Source organism: Paenibacillus sp. FSL H7-0357, from assembly GCF_000758525.1.
Classification (GTDB): domain Bacteria; phylum Bacillota; class Bacilli; order Paenibacillales; family Paenibacillaceae; genus Paenibacillus_AQ.
Map to the genome: position 1 here is coordinate 140,219 of NZ_CP009241.1, position 25,040 is coordinate 165,258.

Here is a 25,040-nt window from a genome sequence, read left to right on the forward strand (position 1 = left end):
GTTCCTGAATGAATTTACATGGCACCAACTTGTTTGGAGAGATACCCAAGTGGCTATAAGGGGACCCTCTGCTAAGGGGTTAGACTGCGTAAGCGGTGCGAGGGTTCGAATCCCTCTCTCTCCGCCATTTCAAATTCATAATATTGTTAGTGTGGCGGCGTAGCTCAGCTGGCTAGAGCGTACGGTTCATACCCGTGAGGTCGGGGGTTCGATCCCCTCTGCCGCTACCATACAACCCGGAGGCTTAGCTCAGCTGGGAGAGCATCTGCCTTACAAGCAGAGGGTCGGGGGTTCGATCCCCTCAGCCTCCACCATTTTCACAATTCAACACTGTTTCAACACTGTTTCAACACTTTTACACCGTGCCGGTGTAGCTCAACTGGTAGAGCAACTGACTTGTAATCAGTAGGTTGGGGGTTCAAGTCCTCTCGCCGGCACCATTATTTTTACAAATGCGGAACCGTGGTGTAGTTGGCCTAACATGCCTGCCTGTCACGCAGGAGATCGCGGGTTCGAATCCCGTCGGTTCCGCCATTTTTTTATGTTTTATGGCTTTTTTTATGGCTCGGTAGCTCAGTCGGTAGAGCAAAGGACTGAAAATCCTTGTGTCGGGGGTTCGATTCCCTCCCGCGCCACCATATATGGAGGCTTAGCGAAGTGGCCAAACGCATCAGACTGTAAATCTGCTCACGTACGTGTTCGGTGGTTCGAATCCATCAGCCTCCACCAGTTTTATGAGCCATTAGCTCAGTTGGTAGAGCACCTGACTTTTAATCAGGGTGTCGAAGGTTCGAGTCCTTCATGGCTCATCCCAATCAGAAAGTCATCACCTTCGGGTGGTGGCTTTTTTGTGTTATCGTCATACCGCATGAAAATGAAATTGCTGACAGCGAGTTTAAAATTCCTGTCTCCGTTTAATTATAAGTTTATAACACTGAGCAGAAATGAGGGGATTCCTGTTATATATGATGCAATTATTGTTGGAGGCGGTTTTGCCGGCCTGCAGGCAGCGATTCAATTGGGGCGTTACTCTACCCACCATGTGCTTGTGATAGACGCGGGAGGGGGAAGATCTAACATTTGCCGCAATTATCATAATATATTGGGCTGGCCAGAGGGAATATCCGGTGAAGAGCTTAGGGCAAGGGGCAGGAGGCAGGCTGAAGTTGCCGGTGTGGAGTTTGCTACGGATAGGATTACTAAGGCAGAGAAGCAGAATGGTTTGTTTCAGCTGAACGGTTCCAAGAATCAGTGCTATAGTTCCAAGACATTGCTGCTTGCAACAGGTGTAATGGACCGCTTTCCTAAGCTGCCGGGGCTTGCAGCTACACTAGGGAAGACGGTATATGTATGCCCGGATTGTGATGGCTACGAAATTCAGGACCGGCAGACCCTATTGCTGGGCTCAGGTGACGTAGGGGCAAACATGGCTTTTATTTTGCGTGAGCGTACGGGTGATTTGACTTATATCAATCATGAGTGCCAGCCGGTATCGGCAGAAAACCGCCAACGTCTTGAAGAGCAAGGGATCTTATATGTAGAGGAAGCAGTTGCTCGAATCGATGAGGAGAACGATGGAATCATTAAAGCGGTAATCCTGGAGAGCAGAATTACTTTGCTTGCGGAGCGTGGGTTCATCGCCTTTGGGAACAATGCGGTACATTCGGAACTTGCGGCAGAGCTTGGGGTGAAGCTTCATAAGAACAGGCATATCGAAGCGGATAACCGTTCATTAATGACCAATGTGGAGCATTTATGGGTGGCTGGTGATGTGGCTGTTCATGCAGAGCAAGCTACAGTTGCAATGGGCGAGGGAGCGATAGCCGGTATTTGGATGCATAAAGAGTTAAAGAAGATATCTCCGGTAAGCTTGCCGCCGTCTAAGCAAAATCATAGTGAAATGGTAAAACAAAATAAATGATTCCTCAAATTGTCGATTGTGTCTTAGTAATCGGAGGGACCAGGCCGCATAATGTTGGGAATTATGATAAAATAGGCGAAAAGAGCAAAAGTGGTGGAGTATGGTGACGATGGATAGTGAGGCATTGCGTCAAAAATTGGAGCAGCTCACCGGAAAGAGAACCGGAATCAAACAACTCGGGAGGCAGCATTCAGCTTCTCTTTTTGGCATAGGCAAAGAAGAGTTGGATCAGCCGGTCACTCATGAAGGTCATCTCTGGGTACCATTGTATGAGAACGAGGGAAGAATAACTGCGATTTGGGTAGAGATGGATGGCCTTTCAGCTCTGGAATTGCAATTGGTCAATTATGCGGCACGGAATTTTGCTGTCGCGCTCAAGGCCACAGGGTTAAAGGAAGAAGGAGAAGTAGAGGCACGGCAGCTGAGCAACTGGCTGAATTCGCAGCTCGAGCAAGAGAAGAATGATGCAGAGATTCCTGACGAAATTACTCTGAAGGGACGTTTGTTCGGCGAGATGATTCCTTTTCTGCTGGTGAGTGAGAATGTCCACAATCCGCAGATCTCTTACCGTTCGCTTATGAAGCTGCTGCGCAATTATTTTGAGAACGAAATATTGCTGATCCCCCTGCAGGAGAAGGAATGGTTAATTTTAGCCCGCAAGGAATTGCTGACCGGCGGGGATGATAAGGACGATGAGGAAGAGAGTGTAGATGAGCTTCTGTCACAGACCTGTATGGGGCTGCATGAGCTGATTGCCAGTGAGTGGGTAGGTGTATTCCATCTGGCGGTTGCACCGGCGATCATCCCGGTAAAAGGTTTGACAGGCTCGGTTGCGCTGCTGCGGGAAACGATTGTTTTGGGACGGATTTTTCAGGTTGGCGACTATATTCATCTCCCGTGGGAGCTGCATATGGAGCGGCTGGTGAACAGTATCCCTGATGAGCGGCGCAGGCAGCTGCTAGGACAGATCGGTGACTATACTTCGGTGCTGGCGGATAAGGAAATGCTGCTGACGCTGGAAACTTTCTTCGAGATGGACTGCAATGTCAGTGAGACCGCGAAAAAATTGTACATCCACCGCAACACGCTCCTATACCGGTTGGACAAGATCAAACAGGAGACCGGAGCCGATGTACGGAGCTTTGGCGACGCAGCAATTGTAAAGTTAACCATGTTATTGTATAAAGTGACGAAAAGAAAATAGGATTTTTGTGAACGTTGCAAATAGCCAGCGAGGCACGTCTGGGGTAAGATAAATGTACAAGAAAGCGATTTATTTATAATCTACTAATAACTCGAGGGGGAAATACAATGGCAGGCGTACGTTTAGAGCATATTTTCAAAAAATACCCGGGTTCCGATAAAGCAACAGTAATCGACATCAATCTTGATATTAAAGATAAGGAATTCCTCGTACTGGTTGGACCTTCCGGTTGTGGTAAATCCACTACCCTGCGTATGATCGCTGGTCTGGAAGAAATCTCCGAAGGTAAAATGTACATTGGCGACCGTGTAGTCAATGACGTTGCTCCTAAAGACCGCGATATCGCGATGGTATTCCAATCCTACGCCCTGTACCCGCATATGAGCGTGTACCAAAACATGGCTTTCGGTTTGAAACTGCGTAAAGTGAAGAAAGAAGAAATCGACAAGAAAGTTCGCGAAGCTGCGAAAATTCTCGATATCGAGCACTTGCTTGAGCGTAAACCTAAAGCACTGTCCGGTGGTCAACGCCAACGTGTCGCTCTAGGCCGCGCTATCGTCCGTGATCCGCAAGTCTTCTTGATGGATGAGCCACTTTCCAACTTGGATGCTAAACTTCGTGGTCAAATGCGTGCTGAAATCACTAAACTGGTTAAACGCCTTGAAACCACTTGTATCTACGTAACGCATGACCAGACAGAAGCTATGACGATGGGTGACCGTATCGTAGTTATGTATGATGGTATCATTCAACAGGCAGCTTCTCCTGAAGAACTGTACAATGAGCCTACCAACCTGTTCGTAGCCGGATTTATTGGTTCCCCAACTATGAACTTTATCAATGGTACTCTGTCCGATGTTGGCGGCGCTGTTCGCTTCCGCGCTGAGAACCTTGACGTTGAAGTTCCAGGAGGCAAAGCTACAATCCTGCGCAGCAAAGGCTACATCGGCAAAGAAGTGATCATGGGCGTTCGTCCAGAAGATATCCATGAAGAACCAGTATTCCTGGAAGCTTCCCCGAACACAATCTTCACTTCGCTGGTAGATGTTACGGAAAACCTTGGTCATGAAATGCTCCTTTACTTGAGTGGTCTGGGCAGCAACACTGTAATTGCCCGTGTAGATGGACGTTCCACTACCCGTGAAGGCAGCAAGCCTAAATTGGCAATTGACATGAACAAAATCCACATCTTTGATAAAGAATCCGAACTTAACGTATTGTTGGGCTAAGATAGAAATATCTTCCCTTTTAAAGAAAGCCGCCTGAAAGGGCGGCTTTTTTGTCTTCTTGGAGCCTTCCGCTAATGACCTCCTAAGCTATAGGAATAGATGGGTAGAATATAAGCAGGTTTGGGTTCAACTCCTTATATATCAATGGATCTAAGGGCAAGGTAGCAGGTATTAAGATTGCATTAAAGGGGATTATCAATTAAGATAGCAGGAGAATTACCTACGGATGGAATGGAAAGAGTTGTTAACCAAATGTAGGAAAGCGGACATAACCGTTAGGTGACGAAAGGACGGACATACATGGCTAAGAAGGTAAAAGTATCGGAATTGGTACAGCATTTTCAATTAGAGGTTGTTTCCGGGCATGAAGGTCTGAAGAGACCGATTACAGTGGATGACTTGAATCGGCCCGGGCTGGAAATAGCAGGTTATTTCGAATATTATCCGGAAGAACGGGTACAGCTGCTGGGCAAGACAGAGCTGGCCTTCTTTTCTATGCTTTCGGAGGAAGAGCGCAAGAGCCGGATTCGCGGGATCTGTAAGGATAACACACCCTGCATTGTCATTACAAGAGCATTGGATGTGCCGCAGGAGCTAATTGACATAAGCAATGAAAAAGGGCTTCCGGTATTGCGCAGCTCGATGGCTACAACGATTTTTTCCAGTAGACTGACCAGCTTCCTTGAAGGCAGACTTGCACCTACAGCAACCATTCATGGCGTTCTCTGCGATGTATACGGTGTAGGCATGCTGATTACAGGCAGCAGCGGCATTGGTAAAAGTGAAACGGCACTTGAGCTCGTTAAACGCGGACATCGCTTGATCGCGGACGATGCCGTGGAAATCCGCCAGACCTCCGACAACCAGCTGCATGGTACGGCACCGGAGCTGATCCGCCATTTGCTCGAAATCCGCGGCGTCGGAATTATAAATGTAATGACACTCTTTGGTGCAGGCGCAATCCGCAATCATAAGCGTATTACGCTGGTGGTTCGGCTGGAAGCCTGGCAGCAGGACAAGCAATATGACCGGCTTGGTCTGGATGAAGAAACAACACGGATTATCGATACGGACGTTCCCCTCGTAACGATTCCGGTACGGCCAGGACGAAATCTTGCCGTTATTATTGAGGTTGCGGCCATGAACTACCGCTTGAAGCAAATGGGCTTTAACGCGGCTCTGCAGTTTACCAATAAACTTACAGCTACCATATCTGAAGACATGGATGATCTGGACTAGGAGTGTGAGAGCATGTTTTTTTCATTAGCGATTAATCCCATTGTATTCTCCATCGGTTCACTACCCGTTCACTGGTATGGTTTGATCCTGGGATTCGGCGCACTTGCCGGATTATTCCTCGCGATTCAGGAAGGCAAACGGTTTAATATTTCCCAGGAATTCTTTATGGATATGCTGCTGCTTGGAGTGCCGTCGGCGATCATTGGCGCACGGATATATTTTGTAGCTTTTAAATGGGAGGACTATAAGGATAACTTTATAGATGTCTTCAAAATATGGAACGGCGGAATTGCCATCTATGGAGCCTTGATCGGAGCCATTATTTGCGCCATTATCTATTTCCGCTATAAAGGGTACCCATTCTGGCGTGTTGTGGATATTTGCGCGCCTGGACTACTGGCCGGACAAATGATTGGCCGATGGGGAAACTTTATCAATCAGGAGGCTTATGGTGGGGTTGTAGAGGAGTCGTTCCTGCGTGATAAGCTGCATTTGCCTGACTTTATCGTCAATCAAATGTACATAGAAAATGCGTTCCATCATCCAACCTTCCTGTACGAATCTCTGTGGAGCCTGCTGGGTATTCTACTCCTTATGGTGCTGCGCCGCCAGAGGTTTGTCCGTGCGGGTGAAATCTTCTTATCCTACTTTATCTGGTATTCAATCGGCCGCTTCTTCATTGAAGCCTTGCGTACCGACAGCTTGGGCTTTAACGGCAGCAGCGGTGTAGCTTCATTCGTCAACGGCCTGTGGAGCCCGATGAAATGGCTGGGCTTTGAACAAGGGTACTTTGATCCTGCCTATGGAAATATCCGTATCTCGCAGCTGCTCGCTTTGCTGATTATCGTAGCTGCCGTAGTACTTATTATTGTGCGCCGGGTAACCGGTCAATCTAAGGCTCATTATTCCGATCCTATTGTCAGCACCAAGCCGGTCGCTGCAGATTCTGTGGTCCCGGAGAATGCAGTCAACACACCGCAAAAAGCCCCGCAGGCGGCACCGCCTGACAAGGTCAAGTCTGAGGATGCGGAACCGAAGGAGTAGTAACCCGATGATAGAATGCGTTCTTTTTGATCTGGACGGAACGATTGTGAATACCAATGAACTGATTATTGGCTCTTTCATGCATGCGCTGAAGGAGAACAATCTTCCGTCTTTGACCCGGGAGCAGATTATCCCCCATATGGGAACAACACTTCATCAGCAGCTGAGCGCGTTCTCCGGCCTTGAGGATACCAGTGTATTGGAGAAGTCCTACCGTTCTTACAACTACGCGCATCACGACGAGCTGATTGGTTCTTTTCCGCGTGTGAATGAAACGATGGAAGAGCTGTCGCGGCGCGGGATTAGAATGGGAATTGTAACGACGAAGATTCGTCCGACTACGCTCAAGGCACTGGAAATGTTCGATCTGCTGAAGTATATGGAAACTATAGTAACGGTTACTGATGTGACACAGCCTAAACCGCATCCGGAGCCGGTGCTGACAGCTATCCGCAACTTAGAGGTTGACCCGCAGCATACCTTAATGGTAGGCGACAGCATTGTAGATATCCAATCGGCCAAAGCGGCAGGTGTGCCTGTAGCAGCTGTAGCCTGGTCACTTAAAGGGGAAGAGACGCTGCGTAAATATGAGCCGGATTATATTATCCACGACATGACGGATTTATATGAGATAGTCCGGCAAGGGACGAAGGAATCGTGAGAAACCTAACCCGCTATCCGGTGGAGGGGCATAATTCACTCTGGTACATTTACCGTACAGTTAGCCCATGGAAGGGCGTCCGTAATTTTATATTTATCCAAATTGCCCGGTATTGCCCCATTCTTCCGCTCAAGAACTGGATTTATCGCCGGATCCTTGGCATGAAGGTGGGTAAACATACGGCATTTGGACTGATGGCAATGGTGGATGTATTTTTTCCGGAGAAAATTACAGTCGGCGAAAACTCCATCATCGGCTATAACACCACCATTTTGGCTCATGAGTACCTGATTAAAGAGTATCGGCTCGGTGAAGTCATTATTGGTGAAAATGTTCTAATTGGCGCTAATACAACCATTCTCCCCGGTGTAACGATCGGAGATGGCGCGGTTGTGGCGGCCGGTTCGGTTGTGCACAAGCATGTGGCGGCCGGGTCGTTTGTCGGAGGCAATCCGCTGCGGGAGCTGCGCCCGGGGGACTCGTCAGACCGGTTAGACCGTACAGAAGACCTATAGTTAGAAACAAACCGCTTACGTATTTTACTTGTCCAGGATGCATTATGATGTCTTTTGGGTATAGTTACGTAAGGCGGTTTTTTTCGTTATAGAGGAGCAGCGACAGATAAGTTACAGGCATCGTATCTCTTTGCATAGTCAATCTGAAGGAGATGAGAGATTTAAAGTGAATTCCATCAAAAAGGAAAGGCTGCCCCAGTTGGATATTTTCCGGGCTTTGGCCATACTTGGTGTACTGCATGTACATGCCACATCGTTCGCAGCAGGAGAGCAGGCACTTCAATCGCCTTATTATGTTTGGATCAACGGGGTCAATATTTTTTTTAGATTCGGGACTCCCTGTTTTATTTTTCTTAGCAGTTTTGTACTGTTCTATAATTACTACGGCCGTCCGGTTACCCGCGGGCTGATGCTTAACTTTTACCGCCGGAGACTAACGTATATCCTTTTGCCTTATCTGCTGGCCTCCATCGGATATCATCTAATGGTTCTCTACATAAACGGTCAATTGCTTGATGATCCGTTAACGAATCTATCCTCCTTTATGTACGCCCTCATTACAGGCTCTGCCTATACTCATTTGTACTTCGTATTTATCAGCATTCAGTTCTATTTGGTCTTTCCGCTGATCCTGCAACTGATGCAGAAATCAAAAAAAATGGTCACCTGGGCTATACTGATCGGTCTCATCATTCAGTGGGCTTTTGTATTCCTGAATAAATATCAGCTGCAACTTGTGGATAAGGCCAGCTATGCTCCAACGTATATGGCTTATTACATGATGGGGGCTTATCTTGCGATTCATTTTGACAAAATCAAGCCTTGGCTGGAACGCCCCTTCAAAGAGTGGTCCAACACACAAACAGGAGAGACAATTGTGCTCTGGGGCAGTTGGCTCGCTGCGGCCTTCATTCAGATTCATCTATGGTATCAAGGCCGGCATTTTGGCCATTGGGTCAACTCGCTGTGGTACGAGCTGCTCTGGAATGTTCACTCCATGCTTTCGGCGCTTGTACTGCTTCATGCCACCTTCCTGATATACCGCACAGCTTCCCGCGGGGTTAATGCCTTTATGACGAGGCTAGGAGAAATCTCCTTTGCTGTGTATCTGCTCCATCCGCTCATTCTGGTGCTGTACCGCCGGTTCCGGTATAACATTCCATTGGATTCCTTGGCCTATGTATTATTCGTTCATGGAGGGCTTATAGTGGCTCTGGGGGTAAGCTGGATGGTCGTTCAGATCTCGTTCCGCCGAACCCGTTGGTCCTGGATCGCATTCGGAAGTGTTCCCCGCTCGCTTGCACCTCAACCTAAGCGGGAGCCGGATGCAGTGCTCACTTTGGATAATAGCCACGGAAAGGCTTAGCGAGTTTTTAAACAGCAAAAAGCCATCGGCATGAAGAATGCCAATGGCTTGATGTTCCCGGTTATGAGGCACTAAGATCGAACAGTTACGGATGTATACTTTATTCCCCAAAGGTGATATCAACTTCAAGCAGCTTGTCTTTCTCCTGCCCCAAAGTGACTGAACCTCCGAACAAGGCTGGAATGGACTCCAGTGGAGCGGCCATGATCCCGATCTTGTTCTCAACGGGGGCAGCCAGCTTGACGGTTTGTCCATCGAGCAGGGCTTCGTCCGAACCTACAGTCAGTTCCGCAACGCTGTCTCCCTTGGCGAGAGTAATCAATTTCTTATCGATATCATAATCGAAGGCAATCCCCAGCATCTGCGCATAGAGCTTGAGAGGAGCCATAATGACGTCTCCTGTCGTTGGCGGAAGGAAACCGAAGCTCTGCGGCTCACCGTTCAGAGAGAGATCTATGGAATAGACTGTGCCCTCCTCTGTATTGACGATTACATTCTCGGCCTGCCGCTTCAGCAGTTGGATCCCCTGTTCCAGGTTATCTGCTGTGACCAGATGGGTCCCTTTAGAGATTCCATCCACAATTATAGAATTAACAGCGCCGGAGTGATGGGACAGATCCTTGTAAAGATCAAGGTTATAGGTGATGTCGCTGTCTGTCTGGAATTCATAAATACTAACATTGGAATAAGAATTAAGCTTATCGAACATATAACGTTTCATTTCCAGCTGGTTGCCGTAGCGTTCCGGGTTGGTCTTATACCAGACCTGCTGCCGCAGAATCGAATATGGCGGATAGTAGAAATAAAACTTCGTTTCCGGATGAGCTTTGACTATGCTGACCACATTCTCATCAAAGGTTTGCTTAACAGAATCCAGCGGATCCTCATTATTTCCATACGCGACCTCCTTGTTCCGTGCTGACTGCCAGTTCTTAATAACTAAGTCGCGTCCATAGGTAACTGACTTGTCCCAGTTGTACAGTAGTTCAAGCGATGACAGCTTCAGGTTGGCTCGTCCTTCTGACTTACTCAAAGCTGTAAGCGCCGACTTAATATTAGTTTCATTGAAGACATATTTGTAATCGTTAAGCGGATTGCTATCGTACAGATATGCGGGGAATTCTTCATTCCCGGTTGCATTGTTAGTGCGGAAGGCGAAATAATCGATTCCCCATAATACTTGTCTGACCTGGCCTGTTTTGAAGGCTACTTTTGCAGTCTGATACTGCTCTCCGATGGTTGAGCCTTCAATAGACAATTTAAGAACGTCGCCCTTCAACTTCTCGCCTACATCAGAGGGGAGAAAATTCTCCGTCATGGAGCTGCCGAGAACGATGGTATCATATTTGTAGTTACGGGCAAGACCGGGATTCTGGTATCGTTCCTGCCAGGACAGTTTAGGAGTATAGAAGCTGGCCTTGCGGTAGAACTGCAAGGGATCGACAATATAACTAAAGGTACCAATCAGAACAGCGAACGCGATAACCATAGTTATAAATTGAAATATAAATTTTTTGTATTTCGTTTTTTTATGCCTCAATTCAATAAATCTCCTTTATCAGTTGAAATGGCCGGGATCAGAAGCTGAAATAGAGAAACTCGCTGATTTTGTTGAAATAGACGACAGCAATACAGAACAAAGCGGCGGCAAAAACGGCGGTTTTCCAGCCCGGCTTGAATCCTTCCAGCATCTGCATGGAGTTGCGGCATAGCACAGCCACAATCATGAAGACAGCCAGTCCCAATACAATCGTCTTGTCCAATGAAGCGATGCCGATTCCGTTAAGGCCGACCATTCCTTTCAACACCTTGATGGCATTGTCCCAACTGGTTGCCCGGAAGAAAACCCAGGTCAGATTAATAAATTGGAAAGTGATAAACCAAGCTACCCATTTCGGCAGTTTGATGTTGGCTTTTTGCCAAATCCGGTGGATAAACTGGGCAAATCCATGCATGAATCCCCAGAAGACAAAGGTCCAGCCCGCCCCGTGCCAGAGACCGCCGATGAGCATGGTCAGCATGGAGTTGATATGGGTGCGGGTAGTTCCTTTACGGCTGCCGCCCAGAGGGAAATAGATATACTCCCGCAGGAAGCGGCTTAAGGTCATATGCCAGCGGCGCCAAAAATCCTGAATGTTCAAGGATTTGTATGGTGAATTAAAGTTGATGGGCAAAATGATATTAAACAGCAGGGCAACACCAATCGCCATGTCCGAATACCCGCTGAAATCATAATAGAGCTGAAGGGTGTAGGAAAGTGAGGTTGTCCAGGCTTGAATAAAATTCAACTGGGACAACACATCAAATCCATTGCTGGCTACGGGTGCAAATGAATCGGCGATAACCACTTTCTTGAATAACCCAATGCTCAGCAGAAAAAGGCCTTTGGCCACGTTGCTGTAATCAAACCGTTTGCCCCGTAAACGGTCGAACTGCGGCATCATCTCCTTATGATGGAGAATCGGGCCTGCAATCAGATGCGGATAAAAGGTTACAAACAATACATAGCTGATCACATTATATTCTTTTGCCTTACCGCGATAAGCGTCGACCAGGTAAGCGATCTGTGTAAAGGTGAAAAAGCTGATTCCGAGCGGAAGCACGATCTTGAGCAATGGAACATCTGTATCGAACAGAGCGTTGACATTGCCGATAAAGAAATCGGCATATTTATAATAGATAAGCAGCAGCAGATTCATGATGATGGCGAAAGCCAAAGCTAGTTTGCGCTTTCGTTCCGTGGCATTCTGCATATGGGAGATGGTTCTGCCCATAAAATAGTTGAAGGCGATGGAACCGAGCAGCAGTGGAAGGTAGCGCACATCCCACCAGCAGTAGAAGAACAGGGAACTAAGCGCTAGCCAGAGCTTGCTGGCGTAGATCAAACGAAAGCGATTTAATAGAAAATAAACTATCACAGTAACCGGCATGAAAATAAATATAAATTCGTAAGAGTTAAACAGCACTTCTTCAAACACCTCTTCATAATTTTCGACTTCAAATAGCTGGTCTATGGCCCTAAGTTTCAATATACTAAAAAAACGTCTAACGGGTAAGTCCTTACACGGCAAATAATAAGAAATAATCCTGAAAATTGACAAAAAACGATGTGCGGCAAACATTCCATATTTTAGTTTTTTTGTCAAGTGCCATGCAGCGAGCCGATATCAGGAAGATGTATTCAAAGATATGGGATTGCCGAATATATAACATCTTGCCGGTATCATCAGCCAGTACTCCTTTATTCGCCCGACTGTTCACGCTGAAACCCGGCGATGGCCTCATATTGACTTTCCAGACTCCGGAAGACGGAAATATAGATAGGCAGCAGCTGCTTGTACACTGTGGCATGCTCCTGGATCGGCTGATGCTGATGAGTGGAGCCGATCATTCCGAATACATGATCAAGGGAGTCGATGCGCCGGATAGCATAAAGACCAAGCACAACTGCGCCAAGGCAGGAACTCTCGAAGCTCTCCGGAACGACAACCTCCTGATCGAAAATATCGGCCATCATCTGCCGCCACAGGGCAGAGCGGGCGAAACCGCCGGTGGCGAGAATCTTGCTCGGGCGGCCAATGCGCTCCTCCATGGCCAGCAGCACGGTGTACATATTGAAAATGACCCCTTCCAGCACTGAACGGATCATATGCTCCTTGTGGTGATTCATCGTCAGGCCAAAGAAGGAGCCCCTGGCATCCGGATTCCATAGCGGTGCGCGTTCTCCAGTCAGGTAGGGATGAAAGAGCAATCCGCCGCTGCCGGGAGGCACCTGCTCGGCAATGCGTGTCAGCACTTCATAGGGATCAATGCCGAGGCGTTTGGCAGTCTCCACCTCGGAGGCGGCAAATTCATCACGTACCCAGCGGAACAGCATGCCGCCGTTATTCACCGGACCGCCGATGACCCAGTGTTTCTCTGTCAGGGCATAGCAGAAGATTCGCCCTTTGGGATCGGTAAGCGGACGGTCCACTACGGTGCGGATCGCTCCGCTGGTTCCGATCGTGGCAGCGATAACGCCAGGCTGTATGGCACCAACCCCAAGATTGGAGAGGACCCCGTCGCTGGCGCCGACAATAAATGGAGTAGAGGAGAGCAGGCCCAGTTCTGCTGCCAGCCCCGGGAGTAGTCCCTGCATAATATGGGTGGTAGGGACAGGGCTCGACAGGCGCTCCCTGGTAATGCCGGCAATGCTCAGCGCCTCTTCATCCCAGTCCAGCTTCTCCAGGTTGAACATGCCTGTAGAGGAAGCGATGGAATGGTCGATCACATATTCTCCGAATAGTTTGGCGAAGATGTATTCTTTAATGGAAATGAATTTATAAGCCTGGCGAAAAAGCTCCGGCTGCTCTTCGCCAAGCCACATCAGCTTGGTGATCGGGGACATCGGATGAATAGGGGTTCCTGTACGCAAATATAATTCATGCCCCCCGAGCTCGTTCTTAAGACGGGCAGCACAAGCAGCGCTGCGGTTATCCGCCCATGTGATGCAGGCGGTAAGGGGCTTGCCCGTATTGTCTACGGCAATGACACTATGCATGGCTGAACTGAAAGAGACAAACAGCACCGCTTCAGCGGGGACAGCACTGTCCCGCATCACCGCCGCAATGGTTTGGGTTACTGCATTCATAATTTGTTCCGGATCCTGCTCAGCCACAGATGGGGAGGGCTGGTGCAGCGGGTAACCCTGATTGGACTGTGCCGCGATTCGGCCATTTTCTTCGAAGAGGACTGCCTTAGTGCTGGTGGTTCCAATATCAACGCCGATCATATAGGATGTATTCAACGGATAGTCCTTCTTTCTATTGGAAAATAGATACTTGGAGCACTGGAAGCAGGGAATAAAGTACAATTATATAAGGTTATTATATTATCCGGTAAACGCTGAGGCAAAATTCAGGTAAACCTCAGGCTGGTGGTTAAGATATTATGTCTATGGTGTAAGGTTTTATTGACGCAAAAGGATGGATCATGATACGATGTTGCAAATGCTTTACTTTGCTACCACTTTACCATAGTAAAGTGAACGATATATAACTTGCATGATATCTGATGAGGTGACTAATGAAGATGTCCAAACCTAAGGGATTCGAGAAGCCGGCTGGTGTGCGCGACTATCTCCCGCGTGCAGTAACGAAGTTGCGCAAGATTGAGAACGACGTGCTCCACTGCATGAGCCGCTGGGGATACCAGCAGATGATTACACCCACACTTGAATATTACGATACGGTCGGCGTGGCTAGTTCCACATCAGACCAGAAGCTTTATAAATTGCTTAACAACCGTGGTCAGGCCCTGGTGCTGCGGTCCGAAATGACTGCGCCGGTTGCGCGCGTGGTTTCATCGTTACTGAAGGATGAGCCACTTCCGCTCCGCCTTTCTTATCATGCCAATGTGTTCCGGGCAATCGAAGAGGAAGCCGGCCGGGAAGCGGAGTTTTTCCAGACCGGTGTGGAGCTTGTAGGCGATGATTCGCCTGAGGCGGATGCCGAGGTCGTGGCGCTGGCCATTTCGTCGCTGCAGGCAGCGGGCGTCAAGTCTTTCAAAATCGCGATGGGACATGTCGGATTCCTGGACGGACTCTTCCAAGAGGCGGTCGCCGGACTGCCGGAAGCCCAGGAGGAGCTGAAAAGCCATCTGCTGAACCGCGATTATGTCGCTTTCCGGGAAACCCTCCGGCGGCTGGACCTGACGGAGGCCCAGAAGCGGGAGCTGGACGGGCTGCTGCGGCTGCGCGGCGGCAAAGAAATCTGCGGGCAGGCACTGGAGCTCAGCAGCCATCCGCTGGCCCGGACCTCTATTGAGCATCTGTGCAAGGTGTGGGAGGTGCTTGTCTCTTATGGGGTTTCACAGCATGTGCTGATTGATCTGACGATGATCGGAGATTTCTCTTATTATACAGGGATGACCTTTGAGGGATATGCCTCCGAGCTGGGGTTCCCGGTATGCAGCGGCGGTCGGTATGATAATCTGCTTCAGCAGTTTGGGCGCCCGATTCCTTCGACCGGGTTCTCACTCAAAACGAACCGGATTCTGGACGGAGTATCCGGCATGCCGGAAGAGGCGGAGCTGCCGGTATTGATCCAGTACGATGCGCTGCGGCGGACCGAAGGGCTGGAAGAAGCCGCGCGGCTGCGCGCACAAGGCCGGATTGTTGTAACCAAGCTGGCAGCGGGGCCGGAAGAGCTGAAGACGGTGAAGCGGCTTGACACAGAGACGGTGGAAGCCGACGGCGAGCAGTATGGTGAAATCTATACATTTGTGTCTTTTGTCAGCGAACACGGCTAAGCGGAGAGCCTGCGGCTAGTGATCGGTATAGTGAGAGAACAGAAATGAACAATTTGCAGAGGGAAATGGAAACGGAGGCTAATGATGATGGCGCAGATACTGAAGGTAGCTATGCCGAAAGGCCGAATATACAATAAAGCGGCAGAGTTGTTCCGCCAAGCGGGGCTGCCGATTCCGCCGGATGGCGAAGAGTCGCGCAAGCTGGTGATCTCACTGCCTGAGGCGGGCATGGAGTTTATTCTGGCCAAGCCGGTTGATGTGCCTACCTATGTTGAATATGGTGTGGCGGATATTGGCATCGTGGGCAAGGATGTGCTGCTGGAGGAAGAACGCGACGTGTACGAGCTGCTTGATCTGGGCATCGCACGTTGCCGGATGTCCATTATCGGGCTGCCGAACTGGCAGCCAGGGATTCAGCAGCGGGTAGCGACGAAATACCCGAATGTAGCTTCGCGGTATTTCCGTGAGCAGGGCCAGCAGGTGGAGGTCGTTAAGCTGAACGGCTCGATTGAGCTTGCTCCGCTGATTGGCCTTGCCGACCGTATTGTCGATATGGTGGAGACCGGGCAAACCCTTAAGGATAACGGACTGGTGGAAATGAAGAGCATCTTCGAAATTACAAGCCGGCTGGTTGCGAACCGTGTAAGCTACCGGATGAAGAATGAGCAGATCCAGCAGCTGTGCGACCGTCTGCAGGCAGTTATCGCAGAACCGGGGCTTCAGTTAAAATAAAATGAGTATGGATGTTCAAAGGGGGAACGAGCGGTGAAGGTCCAATCGAGCAGGGAATTTAATCTGCAGCGTGAAGTGGAATACGGAACGCCGGAGCAGAACAAGGCCGTGAAGCAAATCGTAGCCGACATCAAACAGGAGGGCGACGCTGCGCTGCTCCGCTATACGGAGCGGTTTGACGGGGCAGCGCTGACACCGGCGCAGCTGCGGGTAACCGCAGCAGAGCTCCAGGCGGCTTATAGCCGGGTTGAGGAATCGTTCGTAACCGCGATTCGTGCGGCTGCGGTCAATATCCGGGCGTTTCACGCCCGTCAGAAACGCAGTTCATGGATGGATCTGCAGCCGGACGGTACGATCCTCGGCCAGATCATCCGCCCGCTGAAGCGGGTGGGCGTATATGTTCCCGGCGGCAAGGCGGCGTATCCGTCCTCGGTGCTGATGAACGTGATTCCGGCCCAGATTGCCGGAGTGCCGGAGATCGTGATGGTCACACCGCCGTCGACCGGCGGCAAGGACGGCATCGATCCTTACATCCTCGTTGCTGCGGCAGAAGCCGGTGTGAGCGAGGTCTACCGCGTGGGCGGCGCGCAGGCGATCGCCGCGCTCGCCTTCGGCACGGAATCCATCGCGCCGGTCGATAAAATCTGCGGCCCCGGCAACATCTACGTTGCCTTGGCCAAGCGCGAGGTCTACGGCGCGGTCGATATCGACAGCATCGCCGGGCCCAGCGAAATCGTCGTGCTCGCCGACGAAACCGCAGAGCCGGCTTACATTGCGGCTGATCTGCTCTCACAGGCAGAGCATGACGAGATGGCCTCGGCCATCCTTGTGACGCCGTCGCAGAGCCTCGGAGAGGCCGTAGCGGCCGAGGTGGAGCGGCAGCTTCAGGAGCTGCCGCGCGAGGCCATCGCCCGCGCCTCGGTGGAGAACTACGGCGCAATCATCGTCGTAGACTCGATAAAGGAAGGCATCTCCGTAGTGAACCGGCTGGCGCCGGAGCATCTGGAGATTGTCGTCGAATATCCCATGGGCCTGCTCGGCAGCATCGAGAATGCCGGAGCGATTTTCCTGGGACCGTACAGCTCGGAACCGGTCGGCGATTATTTCGCCGGACCGAATCATATTATACCGACCAATGGCACTGCGCGGTTCTCTTCGCCGGTTGATGTGGATGATTTCATCAAGAAATCAAGCCTGATTTATTACAGCAAGGAAGCGCTGCTGCGTGATGGAGCAACCATCATCGAGTTGGCCAGACGCGAAGGGCTGGAAGGTCATGCACGGGCGATAGAGATCAGGCTGGAGAATGAAGCGAAGGGCGGAGAAGAAAATGGAGAATAACAATAACGAACAGGCTGTACGCAAAGCAGGCCTTAGCCGTAAAACAAACGAAACGGATATCACGCTGTCCCTGGCTGTGGATGGAAGCGGCATTGCCGAGCTGGAGACCGATGTGCCTTTTCTGAACCATATGCTCGATTTATTCGCGAAGCATGGCCAATTTGACCTTTCTCTGGAGGGCCGGGGGGATATTGATATTGACGACCACCACACGGTGGAGGATATCGGCATCTGTCTGGGACAGGCGCTCCGCGAGGCACTGGGTGACAAAAAAGGCATCAAGCGTTATGCGAGTGTGTTCATTCCCATGGATGAAGCGCTGGCCCAGGTGGTCATCGACATCAGCAACCGGCCGCATTTTGAATACCGGGCGGCTTATCCGTCACAGCAGGTAGGCAGCTTCTCTACGGAGCTGGTTCATGAGTTCCTCTGGAAATTCGCGCTGGAGGCCCGGATTACACTGCACGTGATAGTACACTACGGCTCCAATACTCATCATATGATTGAGGCGATATTCAAAGCGCTGGGACGGGCGCTGGACGAAGCAACGCAGATTGATCCGCGTGTGAAGGGTGTGCCATCTACGAAGGGAGTGCTGTAGCATGACCGTTGCTATCGTCGATTACGGCATGGGCAATCTGCACAGTGTCAGCAAGGCGGTGGAACGTCTCGGCTACGAGAGTCTTGTGACAGGCGATGCCGGGGAAATTCTTGCGGCAAGCAGTGTCATTCTGCCGGGCGTCGGTGCCTTTGGCGATGCGGTGGAACAGCTGCGGAGCAGCGGGCTCGATCTTGTGGTTAAGGAGGCCGCAGCCGGGGAACAGCCGGTGCTTGGCATTTGTCTGGGCATGCAGCTGCTGTTCAGCAGCAGCGTGGAACACGGCGAGCACGAAGGGCTGGACATCCTGCCGGGATCGGTGGTGCGGTTCGCGCCCCGTGACGGCTATAAGGTGCCGCATATGGGCTGGAACAAGCTGAGCTTCCGGCAGCCGCAGAGCCCGCTGCTTGAGGGACTGGAAGAGGGGCATGTGTATTTTGTCCATTCCTATCATGCAGTGGTTGGACAGGAGAACGATTTGCTTGCCGTAACCGATTACGGGCATCCGGTCACGGCGGTGGTCGGGCGGGACAATGTCTTCGGCATGCAGTTCCATCCGGAGAAGAGCGGAGAGCTTGGCATGAAGCTGCTGGGGAATTTTCTAAAGCTTAAGGGAGAGCGGGCGTAAGCCCGCTATAAATATATTGTAATGAAAGCGGGGAGTGCCACATGTCTTCTTTTATCGTGTATCCGGCGATTGATATCCGGGATGGAAAGTGTGTAAGACTGCAGCAGGGTGATTACGCTCAGGAAACGATCTATAATGACAGTCCGGTACAGGTCGCTAAATCATGGGAAGAGCAGGGAGGCCGGTTCATTCATCTCGTGGATCTGGACGGCGCGAAGGCCGGACATCCGGTCAATGATACCATCATCGGCGCCATTGCCAAAAACGCAGGTGTGCCCGTCCAGGTGGGCGGCGGACTCCGCAGTCTTGCTGATGTGGAGAAGCTGCTCGGTCTTGGAGTCAGCCGGGTTATTATCGGGACGGCGGCCATCAATGACCATGCCTTTACGGAGGCTGTGCTCGCCAAATATGGCGATAAGGTAGCTATCGGCATTGATGCCCGGAATGGCTACGTAGCTACGCATGGCTGGCTGAACACCTCCGAGGTGCGCGCCGAGGATCTGGCTAAGGAGCTGGCAGCTAAAGGTGCGGAGACGTTTATCTACACGGATATCTCCCGTGACGGGATGATGCAGGGCCCGAATATCGAGGGAATCGTGGCCATGGCTGCTGCCAGCGGCAAAACCGTCATAGCCTCCGGCGGCGTTACGAGCCTTGACGATCTGCTGCGCCTGAGCGTACATAGCGGCAGCGGAATCGGCGGAGCGATTGTAGGCAAAGCGTTGTACACCGGCAACATCAAGCTTCCCGAGGCGCTGCAGGCGCTGGGACGTCCAGCAGGACAGCTGTAATATAGGGCGGAAAATTGGATCGAAGAGAATTCGAGGCGGATGCCCTCAGAACCCTTTGAAGGAGGGACTTCATAATGTTAGCCAAACGTATCATTCCCTGTCTGGATGTGAAAGACGGGCGGGTAGTCAAAGGCGTTAATTTTGTCAATCTGCGCGATGCCGGAGACCCGGTGGAGCTGGCGGCGCTGTATGACCGTGAAGGTGCGGATGAACTGGTGTTCCTGGACATTTCCGCCTCGGTGGAAGGACGGGCGACTATGGTTGAAGTGGTCCGGCAGACGGCTGGCGAGATTGCCATTCCCTTCACCGTTGGCGGGGGAATTTCCACTCCCGACGATATGAAGCGGATTCTGCGCGCGGGCGCGGATAAAATCGGCATCAACACGGCGGCGGTCAACAATCCGCAGCTTATTCTGGAAGGGGCCCGCCGCTTTGGCTCCCAGTGTATTGTGGTGGCGATGGATGCCAAATATAATGAGGCTTGGGGCGAATGGGAAGTGTACACGCATGGCGGGCGCAAGCCTACCGGCATCCGTGCGCTGGCCTGGGCCAAGGAGGCCGAGAAGCTGGGCGCCGGCGAAATACTGCTCACGAGCATGGATGCGGACGGGACCAAGGACGGTTTTGATTTGAAGCTGACCGCAGCGGTCTGCGATCTGCTCAGCATCCCCGTAATTGCCTCAGGCGGTGCGGGCAAGATTGAGCACTTTTATGATGTATTTACCGAAGGCAAAGCCGATGCGGGACTTGCGGCGACCATTTTTCATTATAAAGAGATTGCGATTCACGATTTGAAGACAGAACTGAAGCAAAAAGGGGTAGAGATCCGATGAGCCAAGAACAAGAGAATAGAACCCTGAACCAACAAGAAGCGATCGAGGGCATCCGCTGGAATGAATCCGGTCTGCTCCCTGCTGTGGTGCAGGATGCCGGCACTTTGGAAGTATTGATGTTTGCCTATATGAATCCGGAGTCGCTGCGGCTCTCGCTGGAGAGCGGCCAGACCTGGTTCTGGAGCCGTTCACGCAGTGAATTGTGGCATAAAGGGGGAACCTCGGGCAATACCCAGGCCATTACCTCGATCCATTATGATTGCGACAGCGATACGCTGCTCGTAAAGGTTGTACCGGAGGGACCCGCCTGTCATACCGGTGAAACCTCCTGCTTCTTCCGTGAGATTCCACTGAATGCTTCGGCAGCAGCAGCGGCACCAGTCGCTAAGGCAGCTGAGACAGAGCCTTCTGCAAACCTTGCAGGGAGCGGGCGTTTTGCTGTACTGGGTGAACTGGAGCGGGTCATTGCCGAGCGGGAAGCCGAACGTCCGGAGGGTGCTTATACGACCTATCTGTTTGACAAAGGCGTCGACAAGATTCTGAAAAAAGTAGGCGAAGAGGCTTCGGAAACGATCATCGCCGCCAAAAATAAAGACAACGCCGAGCTGCGCCTTGAGGTCAGCGACCTGATCTACCACCTGCTGGTGCTGCTCCAGGAGCGCAAGCTTCCGCTCGATGAGATTCTGGAGGAACTGAGCGCCCGCCACGAACGGCCGCGCCGGGACTAAGGGGGCTTTCCGCATGCATATTGATTACCATACCCATCACGTACGCTGCGGCCATGCGGTTGGGAAGCTGGAGGAGTACGTGCAGCGCGGCATAGCGTTGGGGCTTGAGCAGCTTGGGTTATCCGACCATTTGCCGCTCATTCATGTCAATCCGGAGACCTATTATCCTGAAATGGCCATGCCGCTTGCCGAGCTTCCGCGTTATGTGGAGGAATGCCTGACGCTGAAGGAGCGCTACCGAGGTGAAATTGAGCTGCGGGTGGGGCTGGAAGCCGATTATATCGAAGGCTATGAAGAACAGATTCGTGAGCTTTTGTCGCCCTATCCTTGGGATTATCTGATTGGTTCGGTTCATTTTCTCGGGGAGTGGGATATTACGGATCACCGGCAGACCCATGGCTGGGAAGGCAAAGATGTAATGGAGGTATACCGCAGGTATTATGATGCTGTGCGGAAGTCGGCGTTATCAGGATTATATGATATTATAGGACATATGGATGTAATCAAACGATTCGGTTATGGTCCGCAGACACCGGAAGGCAAAGCTGAGGTCAGGGAGCTGGAGCTGGATGCGCTGAAAGCAATTGCAAGCAGCGGCATAGCCATGGAGCTGAATGCTTCCGGGCTGAGCAAGCCCTGCGCGGAGATGTTCCCGGCAGAGCATGTGCTGCAGCAAGCGCTGGCACTCGGTATTCCGCTTACCCTGGGCTCGGACGCCCATGATCCGGCAAAGCTGGGAGACGGCTTGCAGGAGGCGCGCAGTCTGCTGTGGCGCACTGGTTTCCGCGAGCTGGCGGTATTCGAAGGACGCCGCCGTACATCCGTTCAGTTTGAACTATAAATTATGATCCCCAGGAGGGTACTATGCATCATCATCAATTGCGTATTTTTTCCGGTTCGTCGAATCCGAAGCTGGCCGCAGATATTGCGGAGCGTCTGGGCGCCCCGCTGGGCCAGATTAAGCTGACCCGCTTCAAGAGCGGCGAGATTTATGTGCATTATGAAGAGAGCATCCGGAACTGTGACGTATTTTTGGTGCAATCCCTCGCACACCCGATCAATGAGCTGTTCGTTGAGCTGCTCGTTATGATTGATGCCGCCAAACGCGCATCGGCAAGAACTGTGAATATCATTGTGCCTTATTACGGATACGCCCGGCAGGAGCGTAAATCTGCTCCACGTGAGCCGATTTCGGCCAAGATGGTCGCGGATGTGCTTACGACTGCAGGAGCGACCCGTGTCATTACCATCGACCTGCATGCAGCGGCTATACAAGGATTCTTCAATATTCCGGTCGATCATCTGACAGCGCTTGATCTGATCAGCGGGTATCTGAAGGTGAAGGGACTTTCCGATCTTGTGGTAGTTTCGCCGGATGCCGGGCGCGCTTCCATGGCAGAGAAGCTGGCGAGCCGGCTGGATTCACCGTTCGCGATTATGATCAAGAAACGTCCGGCCCATAACGAATCGGTAATCACGCATGTTATCGGTGATGTTGAAGGACGAACGCCGATAATTATTGAGGATCTGATCGATACGGGCACGACGATTGTGAATGTGGTGGAAGGCCTGAAGGAGCGGGGAGCCAAGAACAGCATCATTTGCGCAACTCACGGTTTATTCTCCGGTGACGCGCTTGTACGCATGGACCATCCCAATATAGATGAAGTGGTAATCACGGATTCCATCGCGCTTCCGGATGACCATTCCAACCGCTTTAAAGTGTTGTCCGTTGCACCTATGCTGGCTGAGGCGACACGTATTATTATCGAAGGCGGTTCTATAGATAAGTTGTTCAGAGACGCGGGGATTTAATTTCCCGCGTTTTTTTTGTTGATGTTCTCATTTATTCCTGTGAACCTCTCACGGCTGCAAGCTTTTTCCCTCCAAATGGTTTCCCTTGCGCTTGAGAATCTCCCTGCCACATGTGGTATACTATTTGGAGACAGTCGGGACCATAAATGGAAACGAAAGAACGCTTAAGATGGGAGCTCAGGGTGCCGCAAGGCGCCGCTCTCCTATTTTTCGTGAGGATAAGGAAGCTTACAAAGGGAGGTGCCTTGCTTCCATGATTGAGAGAACTTCAGAGAATGTTGCGGAAGGCAGTAATGTTATTTCCGTCACTCTGGATGCCAATTTTTTCTTTGAAAGAGCCGTACGGTCGCTGGACCGCTTTCAATATGATAAGGCATTAAAGAATTTTCGCAAAGCTGTTGAATATGAACCGGAAAACCCTGTGAATCATTGCAACATGGCGGGTATATTATCTGAGATGGGCGATTATGAAGCATCGAATGATATTTTGATCCATGTGCTGGAGAAGATTGACCCTGCAATGACGGAATGTCATTTCTATATGGCCAATAATTTTGCCAATATGGAAAGTTTTGAAGAGGCCGAGCGGTCGCTGGTCACTTATCTTGAGGAGGATGCCAGCGGCGAATATCTGGCAGAGTCCGAGGAACTGATGGAGCTGCTGCAATACGAGCTGAACCGCCCTGCCCCGCTGATCCGGATCCGCAGCCGTGAAGGCGTGGTCGAGCATGACCGGGCCCGCACGCTGCTGGAAGAGGGGAAGTTCCCGCAGGCAGTTAAGATGCTAGAGGAGATCACTAAGAATACGCCGGACTTTCTGGCGGCTCATAACAATCTTGCTCTTGCCTACTTCTACATGGGCCGTTTTGCCAAAGCGAAGGAATGCCTGTCCGAGGTGCTGGAGCAGGATCCCGGCAACCTGCATGCGCTTTGCAATATGGCCATCTTCATGCAGTATGCAGGAGACAAGGAACAACTGGCAGTTTTGCTGCGTATGCTTGAGGCGACAGTGCCGTTTCATCAGGAGCATGTGTTCAAAATGGCCACAACGATGGGCATTCTGGGCAGACACAGAACAGCCTATGGCCATTTCCGCCGCCTGCTGAAGGATGAAGAGGTGGGCGGAGACGCCGGTCTCTATCATTATTGTGCAGCGGCCGCCAGCAACAGCAGTCTGTATAATGAAGCGCTGCGCTGCTGGAGACAGGCAGCCAAGCTGGATCCCGAATCGGCTGTGCCGGGCTTCTTCCTGTCACAGCTGCAGGGGGCGCAGGCCGAAGGCAGACCGATGCCTCTTGTCAGCTACAACTACCAGCTGCCATTTCAGGAGCAGCTCAAGCAGTGGCAGGGCAACACGGACAGCTTTACCGAGGAAATGCGGAACAATCCGCTGCTGCGCGCTTCGTTCTTCTGGGCGCTGCGTTATGGTGATGCCAACACGAGGCTGCAGGTGACCGAAGCGCTGCGCTGGATCGAGGACGAAGAGATGTCCGAGGTGCTGAACGGGCTTCTGGCGCAGGAGCCGCTGCAGGAAGATAAACTGCAGGAGGCGGCACTGCTCAGTCTGCAGCGGCTGATCGGCAGCAGCCCGGATGCGAATACTGCTCCCCAGGAGGAGCTCCCGCCGCTAAGCCATAAAGGGCCGCCGGAATGGAAAGAAGACTGGCAGCGGGTATTGGACCATACGGCATCAATGATGGACCGGCGGTATGATGCCATCCAGAAAAAGGACGCCGAGCTCCTATGGAAGCAGTTTGTTAGCGATTTGTATCCCGATGTGCCTTACTTCCGCCATACGGGAGGCTGGGCCGCAGCTCTGGAATATCTGACTGCCAAACTGCATGACCGGCCGATTACCTATCGCGAGGTGGCCCAGCATTATGGGGTTTCTGCCTCCATGGTAAGCCGGTATGCACGCCGTATCAGCAATGAATGTGATATTCCCGGGAGCTTGCCCGGGCAGGAGACCCTGCCCTCGTCAACGGAGAATATCTAGATACTTGCAACATGACTGCAAGGAAATATAAGCAAGGAAGTATAAAGTGAGTATTATACTGCATCCTTTATATTGTTCACCTGAAACGCATCTTGGCTTCCGAGAAGCCCT

General features: G+C 51.3%; 22 protein-coding genes and 8 tRNA genes. 27 read left to right on the forward strand and 3 right to left on the reverse strand.

Translation table 11 applies throughout. The features are described 5' to 3' along the window. Positions 1–35: 35 nt before the first annotated feature. From H70357_RS00675 to H70357_RS00750, 16 genes are all read left to right on the forward strand, one after another. Positions 36–127 (forward strand) — tRNA-Ser (locus H70357_RS00675). A 26-nt stretch (positions 128–153) separates the two neighbouring features. Then, positions 154–230: transfer RNA gene (locus tag H70357_RS00680), tRNA-Met, on the forward strand. An 8-nt stretch (positions 231–238) separates the two neighbouring features. Continuing rightward, positions 239–314: transfer RNA gene (locus H70357_RS00685), tRNA-Val, on the forward strand. A gap of 50 nt (positions 315–364) precedes the next feature. Next, positions 365–440 (forward strand) — tRNA-Thr (locus H70357_RS00690). A gap of 16 nt (positions 441–456) precedes the next feature. After that, a tRNA-Asp gene (locus tag H70357_RS00695) sits at positions 457–534 on the forward strand. A 28-nt stretch (positions 535–562) separates the two neighbouring features. After that, a tRNA-Phe gene (locus tag H70357_RS00700) sits at positions 563–638 on the forward strand. 5 nt (positions 639–643) lie between these two features. Further along, positions 644–729: transfer RNA gene (locus tag H70357_RS00705), tRNA-Tyr, on the forward strand. A 7-nt stretch (positions 730–736) separates the two neighbouring features. Further along, positions 737–809: transfer RNA gene (locus H70357_RS00710), tRNA-Lys, on the forward strand. A 41-nt stretch (positions 810–850) separates the two neighbouring features. After that, positions 851–1,921 carry an NAD(P)/FAD-dependent oxidoreductase gene (locus H70357_RS00715; RefSeq protein ID WP_156130790.1) on the forward strand — a complete coding sequence of 357 codons (1,071 nt, stop codon included), beginning with the start codon at positions 851–853 and terminating at the stop codon, positions 1,919–1,921. A gap of 109 nt (positions 1,922–2,030) precedes the next feature. Beyond that, entirely contained in the window at positions 2,031–3,125 is a 1,095-nt protein-coding gene (locus H70357_RS00720; RefSeq protein WP_038584592.1) for a PucR family transcriptional regulator, read from the forward strand. A 107-nt stretch (positions 3,126–3,232) separates the two neighbouring features. Beyond that, a complete protein-coding gene (locus tag H70357_RS00725) occupies positions 3,233–4,354 on the forward strand; it encodes an ABC transporter ATP-binding protein (protein WP_038584594.1) in 1,122 nt (373 codons plus the stop codon). Positions 4,355–4,654: 300 nt separating this feature from the next. Then, on the forward strand, positions 4,655–5,593 hold the full coding sequence (hprK, locus tag H70357_RS00730) for an HPr(Ser) kinase/phosphatase (protein WP_038584597.1): 939 nt from the start codon (positions 4,655–4,657) through the stop codon (positions 5,591–5,593). 12 nt (positions 5,594–5,605) lie between these two features. Further along, complete coding sequence (gene lgt, locus H70357_RS00735) at positions 5,606–6,637, forward strand: prolipoprotein diacylglyceryl transferase (RefSeq protein ID WP_038584600.1); 1,032 nt, start codon at positions 5,606–5,608, stop codon at positions 6,635–6,637. 7 nt (positions 6,638–6,644) lie between these two features. Next, on the forward strand, positions 6,645–7,298 hold the full coding sequence (gene ppaX / locus H70357_RS00740; RefSeq protein ID WP_038584603.1) for a pyrophosphatase PpaX: 654 nt from the start codon (positions 6,645–6,647) through the stop codon (positions 7,296–7,298). Next, complete coding sequence (locus H70357_RS00745; RefSeq protein ID WP_179091832.1) at positions 7,295–7,813, forward strand: acyltransferase; 519 nt, start codon at positions 7,295–7,297, stop codon at positions 7,811–7,813. Before ppaX ends, H70357_RS00745 begins: the two co-directional genes overlap by 4 nt. A 166-nt stretch (positions 7,814–7,979) precedes the next feature. Then, on the forward strand, positions 7,980–9,179 hold the full coding sequence (locus tag H70357_RS00750; protein ID WP_038584606.1) for an acyltransferase: 1,200 nt from the start codon (positions 7,980–7,982) through the stop codon (positions 9,177–9,179). 100 nt (positions 9,180–9,279) lie between these two features. Here H70357_RS00750 and H70357_RS00755 read toward each other — a convergent pair whose 3' ends face one another. The 3 genes from H70357_RS00755 to gntK all read right to left on the reverse strand — a co-directional run bounded on the left by H70357_RS00755 (position 9,280) and on the right by gntK (position 13,950). Next, a complete protein-coding gene (locus H70357_RS00755; RefSeq protein ID WP_038584609.1) occupies positions 9,280–10,719 on the reverse strand; it encodes a stalk domain-containing protein in 1,440 nt (479 codons plus the stop codon). A 37-nt stretch (positions 10,720–10,756) separates the two neighbouring features. After that, positions 10,757–12,145: an MBOAT family O-acyltransferase gene (locus tag H70357_RS00760; protein WP_038584612.1), complete on the reverse strand. Its 1,389-nt coding sequence runs from the start codon at positions 12,143–12,145 to the stop codon at positions 10,757–10,759. Between the two features lie 275 nt (positions 12,146–12,420). After that, the gene (gene gntK, locus H70357_RS00765; RefSeq protein WP_442950465.1) at positions 12,421–13,950 is read right to left on the reverse strand and encodes a gluconokinase; all 1,530 of its coding nucleotides are present in this window, start codon (positions 13,948–13,950) and stop codon (positions 12,421–12,423) included. 299 nt (positions 13,951–14,249) lie between these two features. Between gntK and H70357_RS00770 the strand changes: the two genes are divergently transcribed. The 11 genes from H70357_RS00770 to H70357_RS00820 all read left to right on the forward strand — a co-directional run bounded on the left by H70357_RS00770 (position 14,250) and on the right by H70357_RS00820 (position 24,929). Then, the gene (locus tag H70357_RS00770) at positions 14,250–15,467 is read left to right on the forward strand and encodes an ATP phosphoribosyltransferase regulatory subunit (protein WP_038598307.1); all 1,218 of its coding nucleotides are present in this window, start codon (positions 14,250–14,252) and stop codon (positions 15,465–15,467) included. Between the two features lie 87 nt (positions 15,468–15,554). Beyond that, the gene (gene hisG, locus H70357_RS00775; RefSeq protein ID WP_038598309.1) at positions 15,555–16,199 is read left to right on the forward strand and encodes an ATP phosphoribosyltransferase; all 645 of its coding nucleotides are present in this window, start codon (positions 15,555–15,557) and stop codon (positions 16,197–16,199) included. A gap of 33 nt (positions 16,200–16,232) precedes the next feature. After that, on the forward strand, positions 16,233–17,540 hold the full coding sequence (gene hisD / locus H70357_RS00780; protein WP_038584617.1) for a histidinol dehydrogenase: 1,308 nt from the start codon (positions 16,233–16,235) through the stop codon (positions 17,538–17,540). Continuing rightward, entirely contained in the window at positions 17,530–18,141 is a 612-nt protein-coding gene (hisB, locus tag H70357_RS00785) for an imidazoleglycerol-phosphate dehydratase HisB (RefSeq protein WP_038584620.1), read from the forward strand. The genes hisD and hisB overlap by 11 nt, the downstream gene beginning before the upstream one ends. 1 nt (position 18,142) lies before the next feature. Beyond that, a complete protein-coding gene (hisH, locus tag H70357_RS00790; protein WP_038584623.1) occupies positions 18,143–18,766 on the forward strand; it encodes an imidazole glycerol phosphate synthase subunit HisH in 624 nt (207 codons plus the stop codon). Between the two features lie 41 nt (positions 18,767–18,807). Then, complete coding sequence (gene hisA / locus H70357_RS00795) at positions 18,808–19,557, forward strand: 1-(5-phosphoribosyl)-5-[(5-phosphoribosylamino)methylideneamino]imidazole-4-carboxamide isomerase (protein WP_038584626.1); 750 nt, start codon at positions 18,808–18,810, stop codon at positions 19,555–19,557. Between the two features lie 74 nt (positions 19,558–19,631). Beyond that, positions 19,632–20,390 carry an imidazole glycerol phosphate synthase subunit HisF gene (gene hisF / locus H70357_RS00800; RefSeq protein ID WP_038584629.1) on the forward strand — a complete coding sequence of 253 codons (759 nt, stop codon included), beginning with the start codon at positions 19,632–19,634 and terminating at the stop codon, positions 20,388–20,390. Further along, positions 20,387–21,118: a bifunctional phosphoribosyl-AMP cyclohydrolase/phosphoribosyl-ATP diphosphatase HisIE gene (gene hisIE, locus H70357_RS00805; protein ID WP_038584631.1), complete on the forward strand. Its 732-nt coding sequence runs from the start codon at positions 20,387–20,389 to the stop codon at positions 21,116–21,118. The genes hisF and hisIE overlap by 4 nt, the downstream gene beginning before the upstream one ends. A 13-nt stretch (positions 21,119–21,131) precedes the next feature. Further along, positions 21,132–21,959: a histidinol-phosphatase HisJ gene (gene hisJ, locus H70357_RS00810; RefSeq protein WP_038584633.1), complete on the forward strand. Its 828-nt coding sequence runs from the start codon at positions 21,132–21,134 to the stop codon at positions 21,957–21,959. Positions 21,960–21,982: 23 nt separating this feature from the next. Then, positions 21,983–22,933 carry a ribose-phosphate diphosphokinase gene (locus H70357_RS00815; RefSeq protein WP_038584636.1) on the forward strand — a complete coding sequence of 317 codons (951 nt, stop codon included), beginning with the start codon at positions 21,983–21,985 and terminating at the stop codon, positions 22,931–22,933. A 253-nt stretch (positions 22,934–23,186) separates the two neighbouring features. After that, the gene (locus tag H70357_RS00820; protein WP_038584639.1) at positions 23,187–24,929 is read left to right on the forward strand and encodes a tetratricopeptide repeat protein; all 1,743 of its coding nucleotides are present in this window, start codon (positions 23,187–23,189) and stop codon (positions 24,927–24,929) included. The last annotated feature ends 111 nt before the right edge of the window (positions 24,930–25,040 follow it).

Bases quoted from the DNA above. Each gene is read 5' to 3' on its own strand.
- H70357_RS00820 (WP_038584639.1), top strand. From the start codon at position 23,187: ATGATTGAGAGAACTTCAGAGAATGTTGCGGAAGGCAGTAATGTTATT.
- hisB (WP_038584620.1), top strand. From the start codon at position 17,530: ATGGAGAATAACAATAACGAACAGGCTGTACGCAAAGCAGGCCTTAGC.
- H70357_RS00725 (WP_038584594.1), top strand. From the start codon at position 3,233: ATGGCAGGCGTACGTTTAGAGCATATTTTCAAAAAATACCCGGGTTCC.
- lgt (WP_038584600.1), top strand. From the start codon at position 5,606: ATGTTTTTTTCATTAGCGATTAATCCCATTGTATTCTCCATCGGTTCA.
- hisH (WP_038584623.1), top strand. From the start codon at position 18,143: ATGACCGTTGCTATCGTCGATTACGGCATGGGCAATCTGCACAGTGTC.
- hisA (WP_038584626.1), top strand. From the start codon at position 18,808: ATGTCTTCTTTTATCGTGTATCCGGCGATTGATATCCGGGATGGAAAG.
- gntK (WP_442950465.1), bottom strand. From the start codon at position 13,950: ATGATCGGCGTTGATATTGGAACCACCAGCACTAAGGCAGTCCTCTTC.
- hisIE (WP_038584631.1), top strand. From the start codon at position 20,387: ATGAGCCAAGAACAAGAGAATAGAACCCTGAACCAACAAGAAGCGATC.
- H70357_RS00815 (WP_038584636.1), top strand. From the start codon at position 21,983: ATGCATCATCATCAATTGCGTATTTTTTCCGGTTCGTCGAATCCGAAG.
- ppaX (WP_038584603.1), top strand. From the start codon at position 6,645: ATGATAGAATGCGTTCTTTTTGATCTGGACGGAACGATTGTGAATACC.
- hprK (WP_038584597.1), top strand. From the start codon at position 4,655: ATGGCTAAGAAGGTAAAAGTATCGGAATTGGTACAGCATTTTCAATTA.
- H70357_RS00720 (WP_038584592.1), top strand. From the start codon at position 2,031: ATGGATAGTGAGGCATTGCGTCAAAAATTGGAGCAGCTCACCGGAAAG.
- hisG (WP_038598309.1), top strand. From the start codon at position 15,555: ATGGCGCAGATACTGAAGGTAGCTATGCCGAAAGGCCGAATATACAAT.
- hisF (WP_038584629.1), top strand. From the start codon at position 19,632: ATGTTAGCCAAACGTATCATTCCCTGTCTGGATGTGAAAGACGGGCGG.
- hisJ (WP_038584633.1), top strand. From the start codon at position 21,132: ATGCATATTGATTACCATACCCATCACGTACGCTGCGGCCATGCGGTT.
- H70357_RS00770 (WP_038598307.1), top strand. From the start codon at position 14,250: ATGTCCAAACCTAAGGGATTCGAGAAGCCGGCTGGTGTGCGCGACTAT.